Source organism: Winogradskyella sp. 266wxhm (genome assembly GCF_058964685.1).
In genome coordinates this window covers 1964490-1988022 of sequence record NZ_CM179559.1, presented here as the reverse complement: position 1 = coordinate 1988022, position 23533 = coordinate 1964490, and the positions used below count along the sequence as shown (strand labels likewise).

Annotated in this window: 21 protein-coding genes; 10 read left to right on the top strand and 11 right to left on the bottom strand. The window is 32.6% G+C overall.

The annotated features are described in order from the left end of the window. Positions 1–109: 109 nt before the first annotated feature. The 4 genes from AC2H4K_RS08755 to gdhA form a co-directional block, all read right to left on the bottom strand. Positions 110–2527: a TonB-dependent receptor gene (locus AC2H4K_RS08755; protein WP_493742325.1), complete on the bottom strand. Its 2418-nt coding sequence runs from the start codon at positions 2525–2527 to the stop codon at positions 110–112. A gap of 39 nt (positions 2528–2566) precedes the next feature. Next, entirely contained in the window at positions 2567–3286 is a 720-nt protein-coding gene (gene recO, locus AC2H4K_RS08750) for a DNA repair protein RecO (protein ID WP_493742324.1), read from the bottom strand. A gap of 3 nt (positions 3287–3289) precedes the next feature. Then, positions 3290–5677: a type IX secretion system anionic LPS delivery protein PorZ gene (gene porZ, locus AC2H4K_RS08745; protein WP_493742323.1), complete on the bottom strand. Its 2388-nt coding sequence runs from the start codon at positions 5675–5677 to the stop codon at positions 3290–3292. Between the two features lie 128 nt (positions 5678–5805). Next, on the bottom strand, positions 5806–7149 hold the full coding sequence (gene gdhA, locus AC2H4K_RS08740) for an NADP-specific glutamate dehydrogenase (RefSeq protein ID WP_493742322.1): 1344 nt from the start codon (positions 7147–7149) through the stop codon (positions 5806–5808). Positions 7150–7366: 217 nt separating this feature from the next. Here gdhA and AC2H4K_RS08735 point away from each other — a divergent pair, with 217 nt between their 5' ends. Next, positions 7367–8176: a THC0290_0291 family protein gene (locus tag AC2H4K_RS08735; protein ID WP_493742321.1), complete on the top strand. Its 810-nt coding sequence runs from the start codon at positions 7367–7369 to the stop codon at positions 8174–8176. 65 nt (positions 8177–8241) lie between these two features. On the opposite strand, the gene AC2H4K_RS08730 is transcribed toward AC2H4K_RS08735, so the two are convergent. After that, on the bottom strand, positions 8242–9381 hold the full coding sequence (locus tag AC2H4K_RS08730) for a cystathionine gamma-synthase (protein WP_493743055.1): 1140 nt from the start codon (positions 9379–9381) through the stop codon (positions 8242–8244). Between the two features lie 148 nt (positions 9382–9529). Between AC2H4K_RS08730 and AC2H4K_RS08725 the strand changes: the two genes are divergently transcribed. Beyond that, a complete protein-coding gene (locus AC2H4K_RS08725; RefSeq protein WP_493743054.1) occupies positions 9530–10249 on the top strand; it encodes a DUF3298 and DUF4163 domain-containing protein in 720 nt (239 codons plus the stop codon). On the opposite strand, the gene AC2H4K_RS08720 is transcribed toward AC2H4K_RS08725, so the two are convergent. Both AC2H4K_RS08720 and AC2H4K_RS08715 read right to left on the bottom strand, forming a co-directional pair. Then, entirely contained in the window at positions 10246–11493 is a 1248-nt protein-coding gene (locus tag AC2H4K_RS08720) for a cation:proton antiporter (RefSeq protein WP_493743053.1), read from the bottom strand. The genes AC2H4K_RS08725 and AC2H4K_RS08720 overlap by 4 nt on opposite strands. A 4-nt stretch (positions 11494–11497) precedes the next feature. Further along, on the bottom strand, positions 11498–11953 hold the full coding sequence (locus AC2H4K_RS08715; RefSeq protein ID WP_493743052.1) for a DinB family protein: 456 nt from the start codon (positions 11951–11953) through the stop codon (positions 11498–11500). An 82-nt stretch (positions 11954–12035) separates the two neighbouring features. Between AC2H4K_RS08715 and AC2H4K_RS08710 the strand changes: the two genes are divergently transcribed. Next, entirely contained in the window at positions 12036–12389 is a 354-nt protein-coding gene (locus AC2H4K_RS08710; protein ID WP_493743051.1) for an arsenate reductase family protein, read from the top strand. A gap of 19 nt (positions 12390–12408) precedes the next feature. On the opposite strand, the gene AC2H4K_RS08705 is transcribed toward AC2H4K_RS08710, so the two are convergent. Continuing rightward, positions 12409–12885, bottom strand: coding sequence for an acyl-CoA thioesterase (locus tag AC2H4K_RS08705; protein WP_493743050.1), 477 nt, complete (start codon positions 12883–12885; stop codon positions 12409–12411). Positions 12886–13017: 132 nt separating this feature from the next. Between AC2H4K_RS08705 and AC2H4K_RS08700 the strand changes: the two genes are divergently transcribed. The 4 genes from AC2H4K_RS08700 to AC2H4K_RS08685 are packed head-to-tail and all read left to right on the top strand — an operon-like array spanning position 13018 to position 15464. Further along, positions 13018–13875, top strand: a complete 858-nt coding sequence (locus tag AC2H4K_RS08700) for a YicC/YloC family endoribonuclease (protein WP_493743049.1) — start codon at positions 13018–13020, stop codon at positions 13873–13875. Between the two features lie 12 nt (positions 13876–13887). Next, entirely contained in the window at positions 13888–14472 is a 585-nt protein-coding gene (gene gmk / locus AC2H4K_RS08695; protein WP_281139294.1) for a guanylate kinase, read from the top strand. 29 nt (positions 14473–14501) lie between these two features. Next, positions 14502–15080: a nicotinate (nicotinamide) nucleotide adenylyltransferase gene (nadD, locus tag AC2H4K_RS08690; RefSeq protein WP_281139295.1), complete on the top strand. Its 579-nt coding sequence runs from the start codon at positions 14502–14504 to the stop codon at positions 15078–15080. Between the two features lie 45 nt (positions 15081–15125). After that, positions 15126–15464, top strand: coding sequence for a hypothetical protein (locus AC2H4K_RS08685; protein WP_281139296.1), 339 nt, complete (start codon positions 15126–15128; stop codon positions 15462–15464). Here AC2H4K_RS08685 and AC2H4K_RS08680 read toward each other — a convergent pair. Together AC2H4K_RS08680 and AC2H4K_RS08675 are read right to left on the bottom strand one after the other, a co-directional pair. After that, positions 15461–15820, bottom strand: a complete 360-nt coding sequence (locus AC2H4K_RS08680) for a YraN family protein (protein ID WP_281139297.1) — start codon at positions 15818–15820, stop codon at positions 15461–15463. The two genes, AC2H4K_RS08685 and AC2H4K_RS08680, sit on opposite strands and share 4 nt — an antisense overlap. A 22-nt stretch (positions 15821–15842) precedes the next feature. Next, on the bottom strand, positions 15843–16862 hold the full coding sequence (locus tag AC2H4K_RS08675; RefSeq protein ID WP_493743048.1) for a S66 peptidase family protein: 1020 nt from the start codon (positions 16860–16862) through the stop codon (positions 15843–15845). An 87-nt stretch (positions 16863–16949) separates the two neighbouring features. Between AC2H4K_RS08675 and metG the strand changes: the two genes are divergently transcribed. Next, positions 16950–19016: a methionine--tRNA ligase gene (gene metG, locus AC2H4K_RS08670; RefSeq protein ID WP_281139298.1), complete on the top strand. Its 2067-nt coding sequence runs from the start codon at positions 16950–16952 to the stop codon at positions 19014–19016. A gap of 4 nt (positions 19017–19020) precedes the next feature. After that, a complete protein-coding gene (locus tag AC2H4K_RS08665; RefSeq protein WP_281139299.1) occupies positions 19021–20430 on the top strand; it encodes a hypothetical protein in 1410 nt (469 codons plus the stop codon). A 23-nt stretch (positions 20431–20453) separates the two neighbouring features. On the opposite strand, the gene AC2H4K_RS08660 is transcribed toward AC2H4K_RS08665, so the two are convergent. Then, positions 20454–22490, bottom strand: a complete 2037-nt coding sequence (locus tag AC2H4K_RS08660) for an MORN repeat-containing protein (protein WP_281139300.1) — start codon at positions 22488–22490, stop codon at positions 20454–20456. A gap of 187 nt (positions 22491–22677) precedes the next feature. On the opposite strand from AC2H4K_RS08660, the gene AC2H4K_RS08655 reads away from it, so the two are divergent. After that, positions 22678–23502, top strand: a complete 825-nt coding sequence (locus AC2H4K_RS08655; protein WP_281139301.1) for a T9SS type A sorting domain-containing protein — start codon at positions 22678–22680, stop codon at positions 23500–23502. Positions 23503–23533 lie beyond the last annotated feature (31 nt).

The window sequence follows — 23533 nt, the reverse complement described above, 5'->3', positions numbered from 1 at the left end:
CTTTTACATAATAGTATTGAAAAAGCCTTATTTACATAAGGCTTTTTTATGCTAAACTTGTATAGAGTCTGAATCGAATTCAGAATGACAATTAATTTATAATATTACTTTACAAGGTATATTTTAAAGCTACAATTAAATTTCTCCCAGCAGCAGAAATACCAGATGAATACTGTCTGTAACGTTGGTCTGTTATATTTTCTAAACTTGCTGTTAGACTTACTTTATCATTCCATTGATATTGCGTTCTTAGATTTAATGTATGCCATGACGGACTGTAAGGATTACCATTTTTATCTAAAGCATAGATGTAATCTTTTGACGCTTCTGATGGTGCCAATTGATAGAATGATAACTCATTATTATATACAATGAATGCGTCGAACAATAAGTTATCCTTTTCCCATTTTAAATGTGTACGACCAAAATTTGGTGCCACATGCCTAACAGGTTCCTCTACTCCATTATTATCTTCTGTTCCACCAATGACATTATACTGTGACCTAAGTTTTAGGTGTTCTGTAAAGTTCACTTCCAATCCTGCTTCAAAACCATAAATCCATGCCTTTGAGGCATTCTGAATTGCTTGAATATTACTAAGTTCACCATCATACATAATTTCCGTTTCACCATTGAGCTCAAAATCTCTTCGTATTAACGCATTATCTAAAAATGTATAATAGGTTGCTAAATCGATAATAACTTTTTTATCGAAATTCAACTTTAAACCTAATTCACCACCATAAGCGTATTCGGCTTTTAAATCTTTGTTTGGTACTACAACAGATCCAGGCTCGCTATCAAAAACCTTCCCTATATCATCAATATTTGGGGCTCTAAACGCTGTTGATGCATTGAGCTTCCACTGCATTATATCACTTGGTGACCATGTAATACCTGCAGTACCTGTGAGGGCTCCTGTATTGATTTTTGCATCATCAAAAGGTAAATTGAGATAGGCGTTGTTTTCAGTAAAATCTGCCCTAGCAATAACCTGATTGTATCGCAAACCCGATTGAAACACAAACTTAGAGTTAGGCTTATGTTTTAAACTAGCATAAGCCGCTATAGATTGCCATGTAGCACCATCAGGATAACGTGTTACTGTAGGAGTGTTTTCGTTGGTTATAATGTTTTCATCATGACCTTCTGAACTTACTGTATTATGTAAATATTCCAAACCGTAAAAAAGACTTGTTTTGGTGTTTAAATCTTTTTCTAAATCGACATTAAAAGAAATTGCATCCACAGCTTCTGCTCTCACCGCTCTAATATCAGATTGAAAATCTCTATCCTCTCGACTCTCTTTAAAGTTTTGATATGCCAGAGTGGTTTGTAATTTGTCATATAAATTAGAACCACTACTGAGTTTGGTTAATTGTATATTTCCCATAAACCATTCTTGTGGGCCGTAGTTCCATTCTGCCGAACGTAAATTATCACCTCTATAACGAATTAATCTATCGTACCTAGAATAATCGGAAGTGGTAGAATAATACAATCCAAAATCAAAATTGAGATTATCAGAAGGTTCATATCTCACCTTCTGCATCAAATTTATTTGATTATATCCGGTTGGTTTTTGTACTAAAGGATTAGAGTTTTCAACAATAACATCTTCACCATTTTCTCTAATAACATATTCTGGTCTGATATATTCTGTAGGACCATGACTTCCCATTCTTAAATCATCAAAATCCGTATAACTGACACTGGTAAGAAATGCCCATTTTCTATAGCCTAAATTAACATCAAAATGTCCCGTTTTTTCATTGTTGGCCGTTGCATATCTTACTAGTGCATTGCCTTTGAGATATAACTCATCCTTGTAAGACAATTGTGGCTTTTTGGTATAAAAACTCATTACTCCACCTATAGCGTCACTACCATAAACCACTGATCCCGCTCCTAAAGTAACCTCAGTACGACTTACCGAAAATGGATCTATAGAAATTACATTTTGAAGATTTCCACCTCTAAAAATAGCATTGTTCATTCTTACACCATCGACTGAAATAAGTAAGCGATTTGTTGAAAACCCTCTTATCATAGGACTTCCACCGCCTAACTGACTTTTTTGAATAAAGACATTACCTGTGTTTTCTAATAAATCTGCACTGGTTTGCGGATTGGCAGCAGCTATTTCTTCTGCATTGAAACTAACAATGGTTTGCGGAATATCGCGTTTACTTTGTTGGAATTTTGAAGCTGAAATAACGATTTGGTTTAGCAATTCTACTTTTGGAGTTAAGTAGATGATGTTATTGACTTCTGAAAGGTCGAATTTTCTAAGCTGTTTCTTTTGGTAGAGTATATTTTGAAAATATATGATTTCGCGCGGATTGAACTCATCAAGTTGAGCTTGCCCATCAATATCGGAAACAACATACTTGGTTTTCTTTAAATTATAAATAGCAACACCTGGAATAGGCTCGTTACTACCTTGCTCTAAAACTGTAACGGTTTGAGCAAAGTTCAACTTAAAAAAAAGCAATATTACTGCACTAAAAATGATTTTATAATTCATTTTTATATCCATATATCTCAAAATATTAATAACGGTTTCTCAATGAAACACCTCATTGAGTACTTGCAATGACTTCGGTTTTTTAAAACCACCTAAATGTAGTTCGAAATAATACAATAGCATATTTAAAAACTCTTGACGTTGCTTTCCATTGATTTTTATGGTATTTAATGCATCAAAATTTATGCCCAAGAGCCGTTTTAGCAATGTTAAATTTTCGCCTGAAATTGAGTAAATTCCACTATTTGCATTTTCAAAAACACCAGTCTCTAAATTAAAAAAAGAGAAATCTAATTCTGAATTTTCAGGTTGAAAACCAAGATATCTTGTTAATTTTAAAAGAAATAATAAATGAAAGTTAGAAAATTGATCTTCACTATCTAAATATTGAAGTGCTGTTTCTATATAATTGAATAAGTCTTCATTTTTTTCTTCCTCTTTCAATACATTAGAAAGGATTTCAGATAAAAACAAAACAATTGAACTCTTATATATGTTAGAATGAAGCGATTTATAAACATAGTTTAACTTTACTTCTCTAATGCTATGCAAAGATTGATTAGGCTTATAACTCTCCTCTATTTGCAATTGTGATAAAGGCTGAAAGTAAACTGTCTTTGTCTGACCCTTTTTGGATTTCAGAACTCCTCTTAAAATATAGCTGACTATACCTCTTTTCTCTGTGTAACACTTTACAATGAGATCGTAATCCCTATATTTTATTTTGGAAAGAACAATGCTATTATTTTTGCTGAGCATGTTTTATCTAACTATAAGTACTTTAAGAACTTTGGTTTCAAAAGAATCTAAATCTGAAATTAAAATAAGGTACACTCCCGTTCTAACGATAGAGTTGCCTAAATTCTTACCATTCCAAACAGCTGTACCACCATCTATGGCAAAATTATAATTAGCACTGGATGACCTAAGATTGATATTAGTTTGTGCTTCAGCAACCAAATTACCTTCAATATCGGTAATTTTTATGTTTACATTTTCAGTTAATCCACTAATCTTTACTCCTTTTGTAATATCATTAAGGTCATTATATCCTAAGACATCATATTCTGGTCTCACAGGATTAGGGTATGCAAAGGCATTATCTAATGTGTCTTCTGGTCTAGAGCCTCCTGAACTAAATGAAAGAAGTCCTCTGGTTGTTGCTATATAAACAATACCATTATCAGTATCTAATGATATATCATTAATCGTATTTGATGGTAAAGGTGAGTTATCTGTTGTAAATTGGTAAATAGTCTCTTGTCCATCTGGAGAAAAGTAAAACACACCTCCATCAGCTGTACCGACCCATTTATTGTTAGAGCCATCAACCTCAATATCTGTAATCGCTTGTCCTTCCAACAATTCTTTTGCTATACCATCTTCTAAAATTATTATTTGACTGAGGCTTGGATTGGGATCATCGTAAAAACCTGATGTATTGTACAACACTCTTAAGCCTGTCGTCATTCCAATCCATAATTGATTTCTATTGTCTAGCGCTAAAGCCTGAAACCTTGAAAAAGGAGGCACATTTTGTGCTTCAGAATTGATATTTCTCAAGGGACTTGAAGATATGCCTTCATTATAAGCTAGCAAACCGTTAGAATATGAACCAATCCATTTTGTTCCATTTCCCCCTATTTCCACATCAAAAAAACCTGTTTCGTCAGTGAAAGGGTTATCTATAAGATTAGAAAAACTATAGCCTTGCCAATTTCCAGTAACAGGATCATAACGCTTCAAAGCTTCATCAACTCTACTATTTAAAACCCATAGTCTTCCTTCGGTGTCAAATTCGCTTGCGGAGATTCTGACATCAACATAGTTTGGGTCTTCTGGAAGTGATAAGGACTCAAGATCACTATTGGTCTCATTTAATTGAATTGTAGGTTCAAAATTTTCTATAACCAGCATGCCATCAAAATAAGAACTTATAAAAACCTGATTAGGATCAAAAATATTTGGGGTTATGGTATTTAATTCCCTTGTTCCTAAAACATTGTCAAATGGTATATTTTCCCACAGATCATCACGCAAATAACTAATACCTTTTGAATTTAAGGGATAAGGATTTAATGCTTCATTATAAGCTCCATAGGTAGCCCAAACTGTGTTTGTTGTAGCATCAATCTTGAAGATATTATTTTCAGAAGGTCCACTTGGTTTTATACTTGTATATAAACTACCATCTGATAGACTAATCCTTAATACCCCAAAATCTGAAGTCCCAACGAAAACAATATCATTTATTGCAATTGCAGAAGTAAAACTTGTATCATAATCTTCATTAGGTATCAAACTATTTACAAGTTGTATATTTTCGTTGTAAAAATCTACTTTATTTGCTGATGAAAAAATTAATCCTGTGCTAGAAACTTGACTGTCTAAAGGCAACACATCCAAAGCAAACAATTGGGTGAAATTTGTATTAGTAATCTCAAAAAGATCTCTATTTGATCTTACGGCATATATGAAATTATTAAAAGTATTTACCGTTCGGAAATTCCCTGACAAATAAGTCTGCCATTGTTGGAAATCAATAAGATTAGGGTTACTTAATTCTGCTTTCTTTAGTCCATTATTATCATAACAAGCAACAAATATTTCATTATTCAATATTGCTACTTGATTAACTTGAATCTGTGCACCTCCGTTTCCTAAAAAATAGGTGTCACCAAACTCTAAATTTTCTAAATTATAAATGGAAACTCCATAATCAGTTGAAATATACAGTAAACCTTCATGCTCATAAAAATCATTAATTCCTTTATTAGCAGGTGTAATATTTTGCTTTTCTAATATATCTACTACCGATAATACAGACTGATCTGTTTCAGAATAGATTTCTAATAAGCCTGTTTCGTAGCCAATAATTAAATCTTGATATGTTTCGCTGTAATAAATAGTTGTTATTTGACCACCCGATAACCCTTCTATGGTTGTGATGGTTTTAACCTCTTGCGAAAAGATATCATACTCAAAAACAGCATTTTCAGCAGCAGCAAAAATTTTCTCTTCACCTCTTGTGATATCAACTATATTATTATACGAAAAATGACCTTGCCAAAGTGCAGAATAGTCTTGACAATATCCAACTGATAAAAACGCAAAAACAAATATGATAGTTTGTACAACCGATTTGTTCATCAAAATAAAATTCTTTTGTCAAATATATTAATAGTAACGGTAATACAATCTTTATAATATATTATGTAATAAAAAAAAGCTCCTGAGAAAATCCCAGAAGCTTTCGGTTGTTTATAGTATTAGCTTTCTTAAACTACACCTTGTGCTAACATAGCATCAGCAACTTTTACAAAGCCTGCTATATTTGCTCCTTTAATGTAGTCTATAGAACCGTCTTCATTCTTACCGTATTCCACACAGGAATCGTGAATGTTTTTCATAATCTCTTTTAATCTATCATCTACCTCACTTCTTGTCCAACTAAGACGTAAAGAGTTTTGACTCATTTCTAAACCAGAGGTTGCTACACCACCAGCATTAGATGCCTTACCTGGCGCAAACAATATTTTAGCATTTTGGAACTCATGAATCGCCTCTGGTGTTGAAGGCATATTAGCACCTTCTGAAACGCACATACAACCATTTTCTATTAGTTGCTTAGCTTCATCTCCATCAAGCTCATTTTGAGTTGCGCATGGTAAAGCAATATCACATTTTACAGACCAAGGTCTTCCACCTTCTACATATTTAGCATTAGAGTATTTTTCTACATACTCACTAATTCTACCTCTTTTAACGTTTTTCAAGTTCATTACAAACTTTAGCTTCTCTGTATCGATACCTTCTTTATCTAAGATATATCCACCAGAATCTGATAAGGTTAAAACTGTTGCGCCTAATTCTATTGCTTTTTCAGCAGCGTATTGTGCCACATTACCAGAACCAGATATTACAACTTTTTTACCTTCAAAAGAATCATCTTTTGTCTTCAGCATATTGTCTGCAAAGTAAACTGTTCCATATCCGGTAGCCTCAGGTCTGATTAGTGATCCACCCCAAGATTGACCTTTACCAGTTAAAACACCTGTAAATTCGTTTCTGAGTTTTTTATACATTCCAAACATAAAACCTATCTCTCTACTACCAACACCTATATCACCTGCAGGCACATCTGTATTTGGGCCAATATGTCTGAATAATTCACTCATAAAAGCGTGACAGAAACGCATAATTTCGTTATCTGATTTTCCTTTTGGATCAAAATCAGAACCTCCTTTACCACCACCCATTGGTAATGTTGTCAATGAGTTTTTGAAAACCTGTTCAAAAGCTAAGAATTTAAGGATACTTGCATTCACGGTTGGATGAAATCTAAGACCGCCTTTGTATGGCCCAATTGCAGAATTCATTTGAATTCTATAACCTCTATTCACCTGGATTTCACCTGAATCATCAACCCAACAAACTCTAAAAGAAATTAATCGTTCTGGCTCAACCATTCGTAATAAAATGTTTTTACCATGATAAATATCTTGATCCACAATGTATGGAATTACAGTTTCTGCAACCTCTCTTACAGCTTGTAAGAATTCTGGTTCGTGACCATTACGTTGCTCAACAAGCTCTAAAAAAGCTTCTATTTTATCTTTCATATATGTTATTGTTAACAAATTGTGATTTATGCGGTGCAAAGATACATTATCTTTAAAAATAACCACTTATTTTTTTTATATTCTCAAAATATATTTTAGTTAATTTACATATCTTGATTCTTGAAAAAATAACAAAAAATGCATTTTATCCGTTTTATTTTGTATTTCGTCGAGTTTTTATATATTTGCTCGGTAAGATTTCAATTTTTAGAATTCAATGGTAATAAACATTAAGAAATTAATTGCCCCAATTGTATTGTGTTTATCAATGCAAATGAGTTTCTCTCAGCTTGGAATTTCTCATGAAATTGGGGTCATTGCAGGACCTGTAGCATACCAATCAGATTTTGGTGTTCGCTCTGACTTAGAAACCAACGCCGGAAATTCTGGCTTCGGAATTGGAATTGTACATTACATAAACTTCGCTTATAGAGCTGATTGTAATTGTTATACTACAAAAAAATACTTCAACGATCATTTTAAACTAAGAAGTGAAGTTTCTTGGAATAAGACAAAACTTGAACATCTTGGAGAATGGGCTGACGGTAATTCTGCAGAAGCTAATAAACTAAGAAGTCACACTGGCGAAGCTCAAAATTGGGATGTTGGTATGCAACTAGAATATTTTCCAACTAGCCTTAGAGCTTTTTCTTCAGGTCTTTATTCATTTGCTCCCTTTTTAAGTTTGGGTGCTCATTATGTTTCATACAGCCCTAAAGTATACACATCTTATGTAAGTCCTGATCCCATGAATCCTAATGATATTGGAAACATTGAAGATCCTAATAACTTTTATTCTGCATGGGAACCCGGTTCTGTTAGTGATCAAAGTGACACAACATGGTCTATTGTGGGTAGCGTAGGTACTCGATACAAACTTTCGATAATATCTGATTTAATGGTTGATTTGAGATTTCAGTATTTCTTTTCTGATTGGACTGATGGACTCAACCACCAATTACCTTCAAACAAAGCTAAAGATTGGTTAGTGTGGCTAAACTTTGGATATATCTACTATTTAGATTAAAATAATACAACATAAAAAAAGACCAAGTTTAAAACTTGGTCTTTTTTATTTAAGCTAGTTTGAAATTAACCTATGGCTTGTCTTAAATCTTCAATTAAATCTTCCTTATCTTCTATTCCAACGCTCAACCTAATTAACGAATCAACCACACCCGTTTTTTCTCTTTCTTCTTTAGGAATGCTTGCATGAGTCATACTTGCCGGATGACCAGCCAAAGATTCTACACCACCAAGTGATTCTGCCAATGTGAAAATTTTAAGATTTTCAACAATTTTGATTGCTTCTTCGTAGTTATTTCCTTTGGTGGTAAAAGATACCATACCTCCAAAATCCTTCATTTGAGATTTAGCTATCTCATGATTTGAATGGCTTTTCAATCCTGGCCAATATACATTTTCAATTTTTGGATGCTTAGCTAAATACTCAGCTACTGCCTTTCCGTTTTCACAATGACGCTGCATACGAACGTGCAATGTTTTTATACCTCTTAAAACCAAAAATGAATCTTGTGGTCCACAAATAGCTCCACTAGCATTTTGAATAAAATATAATCGGTCTGCCAACTCTTTATCCTTAACTACTAAAGCTCCCATAACGACATCGCTATGGCCACCAAGATATTTAGTTGCAGAATGCATAACAATATCCGCTCCTAAATCTAAAGGCTGCTGTAAATATGGTGTAGCAAAAGTGTTATCTACTACCAAAAGCAAATTGTGCTTTTTTGCAATTTTAGAAACAGAAACAATATCAATAATATTCATCATAGGATTGGTTGGTGTTTCTATCCAAATAAGCTTTGTATCTGGTGTTATATATTCTTCAATTTTATCGGTATTATTCATGCTAATAAAATGAAATTTAATACCAAATTCCTCATATATTTTAGTAAATAAACGATATGTTCCACCATACAAATCACTAGTAGAAACAACCTCATCACCTGGTTTTAATAATTTTAAAACTGCATCTATTGCTGCCAAACCAGACCCAAAGGCTAAACCAAAATTTCCGTTTTCTAAACTTGCAAATGCATTCTCTAAGGCATTTCGGGTTGGATTATGCGTTCTGGAATATTCATAACCTTTATGTCCACCAGGAGTTGATTGCGCGTAAGTTGATGTCTGGTATATTGGTGGCATTACAGAACCATATGCAGGATCGTGCTGTTGCCCTCCGTGTATTGTTTTTGTATTGAATTTCATAACGAGTATTCTTATTTAAAGTCCCAATAAACACATCGTATTTGAGACACAATTTTCTTTATTAAAGTGCAACAAATTTACAGGATAATTCGTTCTATTTAAATCTAAACAATACCTTTATTGAATGTTTAACAAAACCTTTCAATACGTGAAACGCATATTCTATATACTACTTTTTTTGTCTGTTTTTTACTCTTGTGATGAAGAGATTAAACCTATCAACTTTGAAACCTCTTCTATTGACAAAACTTTTGAAGCTGATATTACTATAATGTTTGATAAAGCTATTAACAGTAACGATATTGGAGAAAACATCAATTCGAACATAGAAAAATCGATTATTAGTACATTGAGTACTTCAGAAGGTAATAGTGATCTAAAAAGTACCTTAGAAGGATTTAATAATGAGTATCTAACATTTAAAAAAGAGTTCCCTGATGCTACGGAACCGGTTTGGGTGCTCAATATAGAAACTGAAAAGAGCTATCAATCTCAAGATATCATTACCATAGCAATTAGCACTTATGAATTTAAAGGTGGTGCACATGGAAATGACAAAATAAGATTCTTGAATTTAGATGCTAAAACCGGAAATATTTTGAGCAGAAATGATATTCTTAAAAATATTAATGAGTTTGAAACTTTAGCAAAAGAATACTTTATGAAATCAGTGGAAACCCAAGATAAAGATCTTAAAATGGAAGATTTCTTCTTTGGAAAACCATTTCAATTACCAGAAAATATTGGCTATAGTGAAGACGGTATAGTATTACTTTATAACGTATACGAGGTTGCATCATACGATCAAGGCTATACAGAGTTCGTTATTCCTTTTGAGGATGCTGAGCCTTATCTAAAACTCCACTAGGCTATTTTCTTTGTTAACTTTTTAATTATTGGTTCAACAGATAAGCCTTGGCCAACAATAGAAACCACAACAACGATATAGGTTATCACTAGAAAAAGTTCTCTATGCATTTCTGAAGTTAGGCTCAATGCTAAGGCTATAGAGATTCCGCCTCTTAATCCGCCCCAAGTCATTATTAAAGTTGTTTTAGGTACAAAATCGAGCTTCTTGGAGAAGAATTTCACAGGTAACCAGAGTGAAATATATCTACAAAGTAATATTACTGGTATAGCTATGAGTCCAGCATAAATATACTTTCCTTCAAGCGTTAGCAAAAGCATTTCCATACCAATCATTACAAACAGAATAGTATTCAACAATACATCTACAAGTTCCCAAAACTTATCTACATAAGTCTCAGTAGTTTCAGACATTGCTGAATTTCTAACGGTATCGTTCCCAACCATAAGACCTGCAGTTACCATAGCTAAAGGTGCTGACAAATGAAATTGATGTGCCAACATTGTACCACCCATTACAGCTGCTAAAGTTAATATCACTTCAATTTCATAATTATCTATAGATTTCATCAACTTATAAGTCACCCAACCTAATAGCAAACCTAAAACAATCCCTCCAATTACTTCTTGTCCAAATAAAGTAAGAATATCAGATACTTCTATAGCAGCATCTGGTTTTGCAGCAATAGCGAATATAGTTAAAAACACTACCACACCTACTCCATCATTAAACAGAGATTCCCCAACAATCTTTGTTTCCAACTTTTTTGGAGCTCCAGCTTTTTTCAAAATTCCTAAAACCGCAATTGGGTCTGTTGGTGAAATAAGTGCTCCGAACAATAAACAATAGATAAAATCTACATTGAGTCCAACAGCTTGAATAATATAATACGACGCTATACCAACTAAAAAAGTAGACACTAAAACACCTAAGGTAGCAAACGCTAAAATTGGGCCTCGTTGTACTTTAAGTTGATCAAAATTAGTATGCAAAGCTCCGGCAAAAAGCAAGAAACTTAGCATTATATCTAGTAAAACGGTTTCAAAATCTATTTTGGAAATAAAATCGCGCTCTTGTGTTAATAACGTATCATCAAATTGAGCAATACCTACAAGAACAACTGTAAATAAAATAGTAATCACCATTAAACCAATAGTGATGGGTAATTTTAAAAAACGAACATTGAGATAACCAAAAATTGCTGATAGTACTATTAAAATTGTGGCTATTGAGTAATATTCCATGTGTTTATAGAGATTTTCTGAGTGCTAAAATATAACCTAAATGAGTGCCTTCATGAAAAATATTGAATTGTGTTGCCTCTTCAACCGAGCTTAGCGTAGAATTCGTTGAAGTTGTATAAACGCTATAATCTTTGAACTTTTTGTTAGTATAATCTTCTTTAGTTTTTTCAATAGTAGAGAATAATAAACCTCTGATAACATCTACCTCTTCTTGCGAAACATCACCTTCTGTCTTAGTCCCTTTTCTGTAAGCATTTACCATCTCTTCAGAGACCATCATAGGTAAATCAGATAATTTATAAACCAATAATTGCTGTGTTACAATAACGTGAGCTATGTTCCAGATAATATTGTTTTTAAAGCCTTCAGGTACTTTATTTAACTCTTCTAAAGAGTGGTTGTTCAAAATATTTTCTAGAAGCTGTCTACCTTTTAGCGTTACCTCGAATGCAATATCCATATCCTTAATTTTTTCTAAAAGTAATTAATTTTCCTTTTAAATACGGTTACTTTGTAGTTTCAAAATTATATAGATTCCTGACATGAAAAAAATTTATCATCTAAGTACTTGTGACACTTGTAAGCGCATTATTAATGAATTGAATTTGCCTAGTGATTTTGAATTTCAGGATATAAAGACTGATGCTATCACTAAAATTCAAATTGAAGATATGAGACAGCTTACTGATAGTTATGAAAGCCTTTTCAGTAAACGTGCCAGACTCTACAAAGAACTAAACCTTAAAGAAAAGTCATTATCTGAAGACGATTACAAATCTTATATTTTAGAACACTACACGTTTTTGAAACGTCCTGTTATCATAATTGACGATTCCATATTTATAGGAAACTCTAAAAAAACCGTAGAGGCTGCCAAACAAAAAATACACAATTAAAACCTAAAAAAGTTTTTTTTTACTTCATAGGCTTTGGTCGTATACCATGCTTTCTTGTATCGTCTTTTGTCAGCGTTTTATAATTTTCTGACTTAGGAAACTTATGTGCTAAATCCAGAAAAACTTCTGGTAAACTGGTAAGTTTTCTCGCTTTAAGATCTATCCAACCACCTTGCATTTCACAATAGGCTAAGTTTTCACCTTTATGGTTGTAAAAATTATGTTCAAACATAAAAAGCATACCATCTTCACTCAACCCAGATACTTCTATTGTTACAGTAATTGGTGTTCCTATAAAGGATTCCTTAAAATAAAACATGTGTTCATAAAATACTACCGGACCAATATTATGCTTCATAATATCTGGCATTGAGAACCCTTGCTCAGCAAAAAAAGACATCCTGGCATGGCTCATAAAATTGGTATAGGCTGAGTTCGCTAAATGCCCATTAGCATCAACATCGCTCCAACGTATTTCAAACTGTTTTTTGTACATCGTATCTGTTTTGGTTAAGAACGCAAAGTTAAAAAAGTAAATTATGCACGCATAATAGTTCTTAAAAGATTAACACAACGGTAGAACCATTCAATTTTGTAACTTTGCGCAACTTTAAAATCATCATTTGCAATGATTCAATCCATGACTGGTTATGGGAAAACCGTTTTACAACTCCCAACAAAAAAAATCTCTATAGAGTTAAAATCACTTAACAGTAAAAGTTTAGATGTTAATGCACGTATGCCTTCAATGTATCGTGCTAAAGAATTAGACATAAGAAAACTTATTGCTCAACATCTTGTTAGAGGTAAAGTAGATTTTTCTCTATTTGTAGAAATTACTGGTGAAGATACGAGCTCTAAAATCAACAAAACTGTTGTAAAAGAATACATCAAACAACTAAAAGATGTTGTGGATGGTGATAATACCGAACTATTGAAAATGGCCATACGTTTACCAGATGCGGTAACTACAGAGCGTGATGATATTGATGAAGAAGAATGGACACTTATAGAGAATGGGATTAATGATGCTATTTCTAAAATAGTTGCCTATAGAAAAGATGAAGGTGAAATTCTTAAACAAGATTTTACGGATAGAATTTCTACTCTGAAATCGCTTTTAGATAGCGTTATTGAAATGGATCCGCAACGTATTGAAGGTGTAAGAGCACGACTTGAAAAAGGTATTTCTGACATTAAAGAAAAAGTTGATGAAAACCGTTTTGAACAAGAACTGGTTTACTACATCGAAAAGTTTGACATCACCGAAGAAAAAGTGCGTTTAGATAATCACTTAGATTATTTTATAAAAGCGCTCAATTCTGAAGATTCCAACGGAAAAAAGCTTGGTTTTATATCACAAGAAATTGGTAGAGAAATCAACACTATAGGCTCTAAATCTAATTTTGCTCCGATGCAAAAACTTGTTGTGCAAATGAAAGATGAGCTCGAGAAAATTAAAGAACAATTGTTAAACGCCCTGTAAATATCAATACTAATGTCTGAACAAAAACAGCAAGGTAAACTTATTGTATTCTCTGCTCCGTCAGGTTCTGGTAAAACGACAATTGTACGTCATTTACTTAAGCAACCAGAACTTAATTTAGAATTTTCTATTTCGGCAACCTCTAGAGAAGCTAGAGGTAATGAGGTACATGGCAAAGATTATTACTATTTATCCTTGAAAGAGTTTAAGGATAAAATTAAAAAAGATGAATTTTTGGAATGGGAAGAAGTTTACAGAGATAATTTTTATGGTACATTAAAATCTGAAGTCGAACGTATTTGGGCAAAAGGTAAACACGTTATTTTTGATATTGATGTTTCTGGTGGACTAAGAATAAAACGAAAATTCCCTGAACAAACGCTTGCTATTTTTGTAAAACCACCAGATTTAAATGAGTTAGTGAGACGACTTAAAGAACGTGGCGAAGAAAGTCATGAAAAGATCAGTATGCGTGTTGCTAAAGCTCCAGCCGAACTAGCTACTGCTCCTCAATTTGATGAAATTGTGGTAAACTCTAATTTAGAAGAAGCTTTAGAAAATGCGTATCAATTAGTTTCGGATTTTATCAAAAAATAAGTATCAATCTGTCTCCTAGACAAAACATTATGAAAATAGGTTTATACTTCGGCACGTTCAACCCAATACATATTGGGCACTTAACAATTGCTAATCACTTGGCTGAACATAGTGATCTAGATCAGGTGTGGTTTGTTGTAACTCCACAAAGTCCTTTCAAGAAAAAAAGTAGCATGTTAGATAACTATCAAAGATTGGAAATGGTTTATCTAGCCACAAAAGATTACGATAAACTGAGACCTAGCGATATTGAGTTTGGTTTGAAACAGCCTAACTATACCATAGATACATTAACCTATCTTTTTGAGAAATTCCCGGATTATGAATTTGCATTGATTATGGGAGAGGATAACCTCAAAAGTTTTCACAAATGGAAAAATTACGAGCAAATACTTCAGAATCACAACATTTACGTTTACCCTAGAATTTCCGAAGGAAACATTAACACAGAGTTCAATAATAATTCAAAAATTTTTAACATATCTGCGCCAATAATGGAGCTATCTTCGACGTTTATAAGACAGGAAATTAAGGCTGGTAAAAATGTAAGACCAATGTTGCCTGAGAATGTATGGCAATACATTGATGAAATGAATTTTTACAGATAATCACCTTTTTAAGCCTTCTTAAATTACTAGATTGGAACTGATATTATGACCTACACTATTATAGTTTTATCAATTATCTGTACTTTAATTATCGTAAAATTAAAGGATATTACATTAAGAAATAAGCTTAATGACAAAGACGAAAAACGCCTTTTAATAGCTGGAAGCTTGTTAATTCTTTTCTTTGTTACAAAAGTAACTTTACCTTATCCTGAATCACTTTACTGGTTTTTATTTCTGAGTGTTATAGGAATTGGATCTATTTTATGTATTGATATTCTAAAAATAGAATTCAAGCGTTTTAGAAAACTGAAGACAAAAGATATGATTCTAAATATAGCATTCTATTGTCTTTTTATCGTGGCAACTCACTTATTTGTCTAAAAGTGATAAAAAGCATTCTCAAGATGCTCAATCTGAAACTTACTATTTTCTTTTACAATAGCTACAATATCAAACCTAGCTTCAACATCTAGATCATTTTCAGTAATATATTCATCTACTGCTTTAACCAAGTTTTTAATCTGTTTTGGCTTTACAAAGTCTTGAGGATTTCCAAAATCTATCGAACTTCTGGTTTTAACCTCAATTATAGCAAGAATATCATCTTTTTGGGCAATAATATCAACTTCGGCTTTATCAAAACGGTAATTACGCTCAAGGATTTCATAGCTGTTTTTCAATAGAAAATCTACAGCTAGTTGCTCGCCTTTTTTACCAAGTTCGTTGTGCTGTGCCAAGGTAGTGTTTAGTGTTTTGTTTTTAGTTAAAGCTTACTAAGCTTTTTTCTTTTGAAACTTTTAGTTTAATAGTTCTCCCCAAAACTAAAGCTCTGTTATCATCTTCATGTCCAGCTGGCATATTAAATGCTACAGGAAAATCATAATCAGCTAAAGCATCCAAGATTAATTGCTCTATAGAAGTTCCCCAAAGGGTTGTGTTTTTTCTCAGCTTAGACATATCACCAACAATAACACCTTTACAGTTATCAAAATAACCAGCGCGTTTTAGACTCTGCAGCATTCTATCAATATGATATTTGTACTCACCTATTTCTTCAATAAATAATATTTTTCCAGATGTATCTAAACTCGTATCAGAACCCAACATGGTGTGTAGCATTGTTAAATTTCCACCAACTAACTCTCCTTCAGCTTCACCTTCTCTATTGTATTTAGACCCTTGAAGCACATAATCAGTCGGATTTCCAAAAAGTGCTGCCTTAAATGTATCTATAGAAGTTTGAACTTCAGATAAATCCTGAGTTAAACTCACACACATTAAGGCATGCAAAGATTCAAAACCTTCGTTATGAAGTTGATTATGCAAAGCCGTTATATCGCTATAACCTACAACCCATTTTGGATTTTTTCTAAATTTAGTATAATCTAGTTTATCAAGAATTCTAACCGTCCCATAACCACCTCTTGCGCACCAGATGGCACTAATTTTTGGGTCGTCCATAGCACTTTGCAAATCTTCACAACGTTGTTCATCAGTTCCTGCAAAATGATCGGCTTTACTAAACACATGTTTACCAACTACAGCATGTAAACCCCAACTTTTAAGCAAGTCTACAGCCTGATTAACTTCGCGTTCTCTGTTTTTTAAAATTCCCGATGGAGCTACAATAGCAACGGTATCACCAGATTTTAGATAGGGAGGGCGAACTAATTTTGAGGTCATTTCTGTGGATTTATGAGTTTCACTTTGAGCATAGCTCGTAAGATTCTTACTAAAAAGAACAACTAAGCATACTAAAAGTATTGGCTTAAAATTCATATAAAAAGTGCTTTTTGTAAATGTACATTTTTTTTCTAAATCCCTTATATATTGTGTATTTTTGAAGCCTTAAATAAATCTTGAAACATGTCGAAAAGATATACCATAACAGCAGCTTTACCTTACACTAACGGTCCAATACACATTGGCCATTTAGCAGGTGTTTACGTTCCTGCTGATATTTATGCCAGATATATGAGATTAACAGGTAATGACGTTGCTTTTATTTGCGGAAGTGATGAGCATGGCGTACCTATTACCATAAAAGCGAAAAAAGAAGGTGTAACACCACAAGATATTGTGGATAAATACCACGCTATCATTAAAACATCGTTTGAGGATTTTGGTATATCATTTGACAATTATTCTCGTACCTCAGCGAAAATTCACCACGACACAGCTTCAGAATTCTTTAAAACGCTGTATGATAAAAATGAGTTTGTTGAAGAGGTTTCAGAGCAATTATATGATGAAAAGGCCAATCAGTTTTTAGCTGATCGTTTTGTGATTGGTACTTGCCCAAAATGTGGTTACGAAGAAGCTTATGGCGACCAGTGTGAGAATTGTGGAACTAGTCATAACGCTACTGATTTAATTAATCCGAAGTCTGCCATTACTGGTAACACTCCAACTTTAAAAGAAACCAAACACTGGTTTTTACCATTAAATAAACACGAAGAATTTCTACGTGAGTGGATTCTTAAAGGGCATAAAAAAGATTGGAAACCTAACGTTTATGGCCAAGTAAAATCTTGGGTTGATGACGGATTACGTCCAAGAGCAGTTACCCGAGATTTAGATTGGGGAATTCCTGTACCTGTTGAAGGTGGTGAAGGCAAAGTCCTTTATGTTTGGTTTGATGCTCCAATTGGTTACATCTCTTCAACCAAAGAATGGGCTGCTAGAGAAGGTAAGAATTGGGAAGATTACTGGAAAGACGAAAACACCAAATTGGTGCACTTTATTGGGAAAGATAACATTGTATTTCACTGTATTATTTTTCCATCAATGTTAAAGGCTGAAGGATCGTATATTCTACCTGATAATGTTCCTGCTAACGAGTTTTTAAACCTTGAAGGCAACAAGCTTTCAACATCTAAAAATTGGGCGGTTTGGTTACCAGATTATCTAGAAGATTTCCCAGAACAACAAGATGTTTTGCGCTATGCCTTAACAGCTAATGCACCAGAAACTAAGGATAACGATTTTACTTGGAAAGATTTCCAAGCACGAAACAACAATGAATTGGTGGCCATTTTTGGTAATTTCATTAATCGTGTTGTGGTACTTACCAACAAATATTATAACGGTGAAATTCCTACTCCTTCAGAATTTAATGCTATAGATGAGGAAACTTTAGCGGCTTTAAAAGCTTATCCTGATGTCATTTCTAGTTCTATTGAGCGTTACCGTTTTAGAGAAGGCAGCCAAGAACTTATGAATTTAGCACGACTTGGTAATAAATATTTAGCAGATGAAGAGCCTTGGAAAACTATAAAAACAGACGAAGAACGCACTAAAACAGTGATGTTTGTAGCTTTGCAAATTGCATCAGCTTTAGCGGTTTTATCTGAGCCATTTTTACCGTTTACGTCTGAAAAATTAAAATCTATCTTATGTCATTCTGAACTTGATTCAAAATTGACTTGGGAAGATATTGCTTCAAAAGATATTTTACTTCCTGCTGGCCATAACATACAAACAGGAAAACCTCAGTTGTTGTTTTCAAAAATTGAAGATGAAACTATTCAAAAACAACTCGATAAATTAGAAAACAATAAAAAAGCAAATGAAGCTGCTAATAAAAAAGTAGAACCACAAAAAGAGGAAATTACTTTTGATGATTTTACAAAATTAGACTTAAGAGTTGGTACTATACTCGAAGCTGAAAAAATGCCAAAAACCAAAAAACTCTTGGTTTTAAAAGTTGATACAGGTATTGATACTCGTACTATTGTTTCAGGTATTGCAGAAAGCTTTAAACCCGAAGAGGTTGTTGGCAAACGCGTTACGGTTTTAGTTAACCTAGCACCAAGAGAATTACGAGGAGTAGAAAGTCAAGGTATGATTTTAATGACCGAAGATGAAAGTGGTAATTTAGTATTTGTAAATCCTGATATTGAAGGAATCGATAATGGCCTAAAAATAAGTTAAAATCATGAAAACAAAACTGTTATTTCTTCTTCTATTTGTAAATCTTATAAATGCTCAAACAAGGTATTTAGAAGTTAAGATAAAGGATAAAGAATCTAATGATGATATTAAAAGTGCAACCATCATAGAAGATAGTATTAACAGTTCTTTGTTTACATTTTTAGAAGAAGAAAAGGTCACTTATGGTTTTAAATATAACCATCATAGATTACTAGAATCTAAAATAACTTCTGAGGGATTAAAACGAAAATATAAATCTATAATTGGCAGCATAGTAAATAACAACAAAGTAAGACTGCTAGAAACTAATAATAAGAATACTAAATATGCAAGTATACTATTCGATTTTGACACAGAAATTAGTGAAGAAACTGAATATAGTTTCAAATTAAACCCGTATGATTATTATCTACAGACCTATAGCCATGAAGACAAATGCTATATGTTTACATACAATAGCCAGACAAATAAATTGTGTAAATGGACATTCTTATTAGATGGTTCGTATAAAAAAGATTTTTACGATCTTAAAGACAACTATAGCTGGGTTAATAATAATTCGAAAAATCATTTTAAAGAAGAATTTCAAAAAGTCAACAATAAATTACCTAACAATTTAATTGTTACTTCTAAGGAATATAAAATGTATGAATTAAAGGATGGATTTATTTGGACACTTGATGACAATATAGATTATACTTTAATCATAGAATTTAAGGCACCTGAATTCGATCCTATATTCACAAAAATATTTCAAACTAAACAAGAATTAAATCCAAAAACAAGTAATTCATACTTGTTTGACGATAAGATTGCCCAAATAACATCCAATAATTCATATTTAAATTTCGAAATAAAAGATTTTGAAAGCAAAAATGTTATTAAGTCCTTTTCTATTACTAAAGATGAAACTATAGATTTTAAAAACGGCCCTATCTTACAAGAAGGGTCCGTTTATAGTTTTGGTAATACCAGAGAATTAGAAAAAACATCAAAATTTTTACGCAAAATATCCAAAGAAAATAACGGTGTGTCAGTATACCCTCAAAATGGTAATTATAGAGTTACAATAGGAGGTATTGTTGAACTTTCCGGTGGCGGAGGAATGATGATGCCTGGTTTTGGTGCTTTTCCTATGTACCAAGTTGGTGGTTTTACAATGAGCTTCAACCCTGCAGGATTTGCCTTTGGAAGTTATTCCTCAACAGGTTCTACAAGAATTGAATGTTTGTTCGATAGCGAATTCAACCATCTTGACGGAGAAATAAAAGACAATGTGTTTGATAAGATTACAAAGTATAAAGATAGAATGAGTAATCTGAAAGCCGACAATGTTTATTTTCTTAATAATAAGGTACTCTTTGGTTTTTACAAACCTTACTACAAATCTTATGAATTAGTTCTATTTGAATAGAATTAAAAAACTTGAAGCTTTAATTAATAAGTCGTTTTAAGCACACCATTGAGCCAATAGCCCTTACTGGTTATTTGCTTTTCGTTGTTTACATAAACACCTAGGCCATTACGCATTCCACTTGTAAAATTGCCATAATAGAATGTGCCTGTACTTTGGTAATATTGCACACCTTGACCTGTGAAATTTTTGTTGCTTATTTCACCTATATAACTATCACCTGATGACCAACCATAAGCACCGACTTTATCTATTTGTCCGTTAGTGAAAAAACCAACATAAGTGTCTCTATTTGAAAATTGATAAAACCCAAATCCGTTGCTACAGTTACCTATACAATTACCGTTAGCTCGTTTATTTTTAAAATCTGCAGTTATCATATTTCTTGTTTGCTTTCCATTTTCGTAGTAGCCAGCTTGCAGAATCTCTCCACCTTTTTTTAGATAACCATAACCGTTAAAAGTGCCATTCTTAAATTCTCCAATATAATATTCCTTTCTATCGTACCAAGTAAACATTCCAAAACCGTTTCTAAAGCCATCAACAAAATGACCTTCGTAATAATTGGCGTTATCGTTAAAGGTTTGCTTTCCAAAACCATTAGCTTTTCCATTTTTAAAAAAGCCTTTTAAAATGTATTCATCTGTTTTTACCTCACCATAACCATCGGTACAATTACCAGATAGACAGGTTGATGTTTTAGTTGAAGGTTCACTGTTTGCTTTTGCTATTTGATAGGTATCCGTTGCTTTATTATATTTTCTACCTGGTTGAACGGTTTCCTTTTCGGCAATTTTTAAGTTTGGGAAATAGTAAAGCGGCTCTTTGTTTTTAAAAAGCACAAAATCATTATTGTTGTAAGCGAAACTGTACTCTGAATTTTTTAAAGCCATTCCTTTTTCAGCAAAAATTTTTGCTTCATCATTTATGATGAAGAAAATATTGTCCTCAGATTGTAATTCTTCTAATGGATAAAAAAAATACTTTTCATTAGGGTTCATTTTCAAAAAAAACGTTTTATCCAAAAATTCATCATAACAAATAAGATTATTGAATTGGTTATAAACTTTTAAGCTATTATTTCTTAAATACATTCTATTTGAAATACTAATGCCCTTATGGAATAAATAATATGAGTTTTCAGTACTTTGTAGATAGTTAGCTGTATTTAGGTATACGGTTTCAAAAACCTGCTTTTTACCAGATTTTGATTCTTCAAGCGCGTTACGAATAATCATGTAGTTTTCCTGAAAAGGATTGTAAACCATGACATCTGCTTTATTAATTAAACGAGTACTTAAAAAAGTTACTGGTTTGTTGTTTATGTATATTTTACAGTTGGACATAGGCCCTATTCCCCAAGGACTTTTGGTATAAATAATGGATAACTCTGGTTTATTTTTAATTTCACTATATAGAATCGTTTGATTAAAACCTGGATTTATATGATTTCCATACTGGTCGTACCCAAGCTCAAATCTTGATTTGTCTCTCCCGATTTTATTTCCATTTTTAAACACATATAAAATAGGCTTACTTTTTTCTGTGCCATAGGTTTTATTTTCTATAATGTGAAGCTCGTCTCCTACTTTTTCATAAGTATATTCTTTTATAACATTTAATGTACTTGTTTCCTTAACTAACCGATTTAAGTCATCGTATTCATAAGTAATACTACTATTGTTAACATATTCCTTTTTTATTAGCAAACCCTTGGAATTGTATTGAAATTTTAAAGTTTTTACACCTAATGAAGCGTAAGTGTGCTCAGCTATATAACCTTGCGCATTATATGTATAGGTTTCACCATAAGTATTATGTATTAACTTGTTGTTATCGTAGCTATAAACTTTAGAACCTACATCATTATTATCAATGATTAAATAGCCATCTTCGGTAAATATTTGATGACCAAAACCATAAACATCTCCCTGTAAGTTGAAATGCTCACGCTTGTATTTAACAGCAATAGGATTTAGAGGAGCGTTTACAAAATCTATTTTTTGAGCATAGATATTAAAACTAAAAACAATAGCTAGTAGGTAAATTACATTTTTCATTTTGTAGGTATTCGTTCTCTCCAAAATTATAAAGCAAACGCAAGTCAAACCATACGATAAACTGCGTATTTTTAAAATTTGAAATGTATTTTTTGATAAAAATCCAAAAAATTGAAATTAAAAAACTAAAAAATATTATCTCACCGTAAAATTTGTATATTCAAACAGTTAACCAATTTTACTTTCTATGAAAAAAACTACTAAATCTTTAAAATTATCAAAACAACTTGCAAAATATGGTGCTTTAACAGCCGCTATGGCGAGTATAGCTGATGCAAGTGGACAAATTGTATTTACGGATGTTGATCCTGATTTTTCGGGCAACAGTGGTGATGAATTCTTCTTAGACCTTAACCAAGATGCTATAAATGATTTTAGAGTGCACCAAAGCGGATACAATTTATTTATTGAGCCTTTGACGGCTAGCAATAGCGTTTTGGGGTCTGGTGCTGCTTCATACAATTATGTATATCCTTATGCACTTTCAAGTGGTGCTGTAATATCATCTGGACAAAACACATGGTTAAACCAAGGTTTTTCAGCCGGTTATCAATCATTAAATTATGGCTCAAGTAGTACTTGTTATTTTGGAAACTGGTGTAGTGAAACTGATAAATTCTTAGGATTGAGATTTACAGTTGGTGGCAATATACATTATGGATGGGCTAAGTTAGATGCCACTTTTGATAATGGATGGACCATTAAAGAATTTGCCTATAACACTACAGTTGATGAAAGTATAGAAGCAGGTCAACAAACACTAGGAGTAAGTTCTAACGATATACAAGATGTTAGAGTTGTTGGGCTTAATAAATCTATTGGATTATACAACCTTACAGAAGCCACTGAATATACATTATATAATATTGAAGGTAAGCAGCTACTCAATGGCAAAATCGAAAATGTAAACTCCAGTGTAATTGAAGCCAACCAAATGGCTTCAGGTATTTATATTTTAGAATTGAATACTTTAGAATCTAATTCTACTTTAAGGAAAAAAGTAGTCTTATAAAATGTTTAAAAAATACTTCATTAAAAGTAAC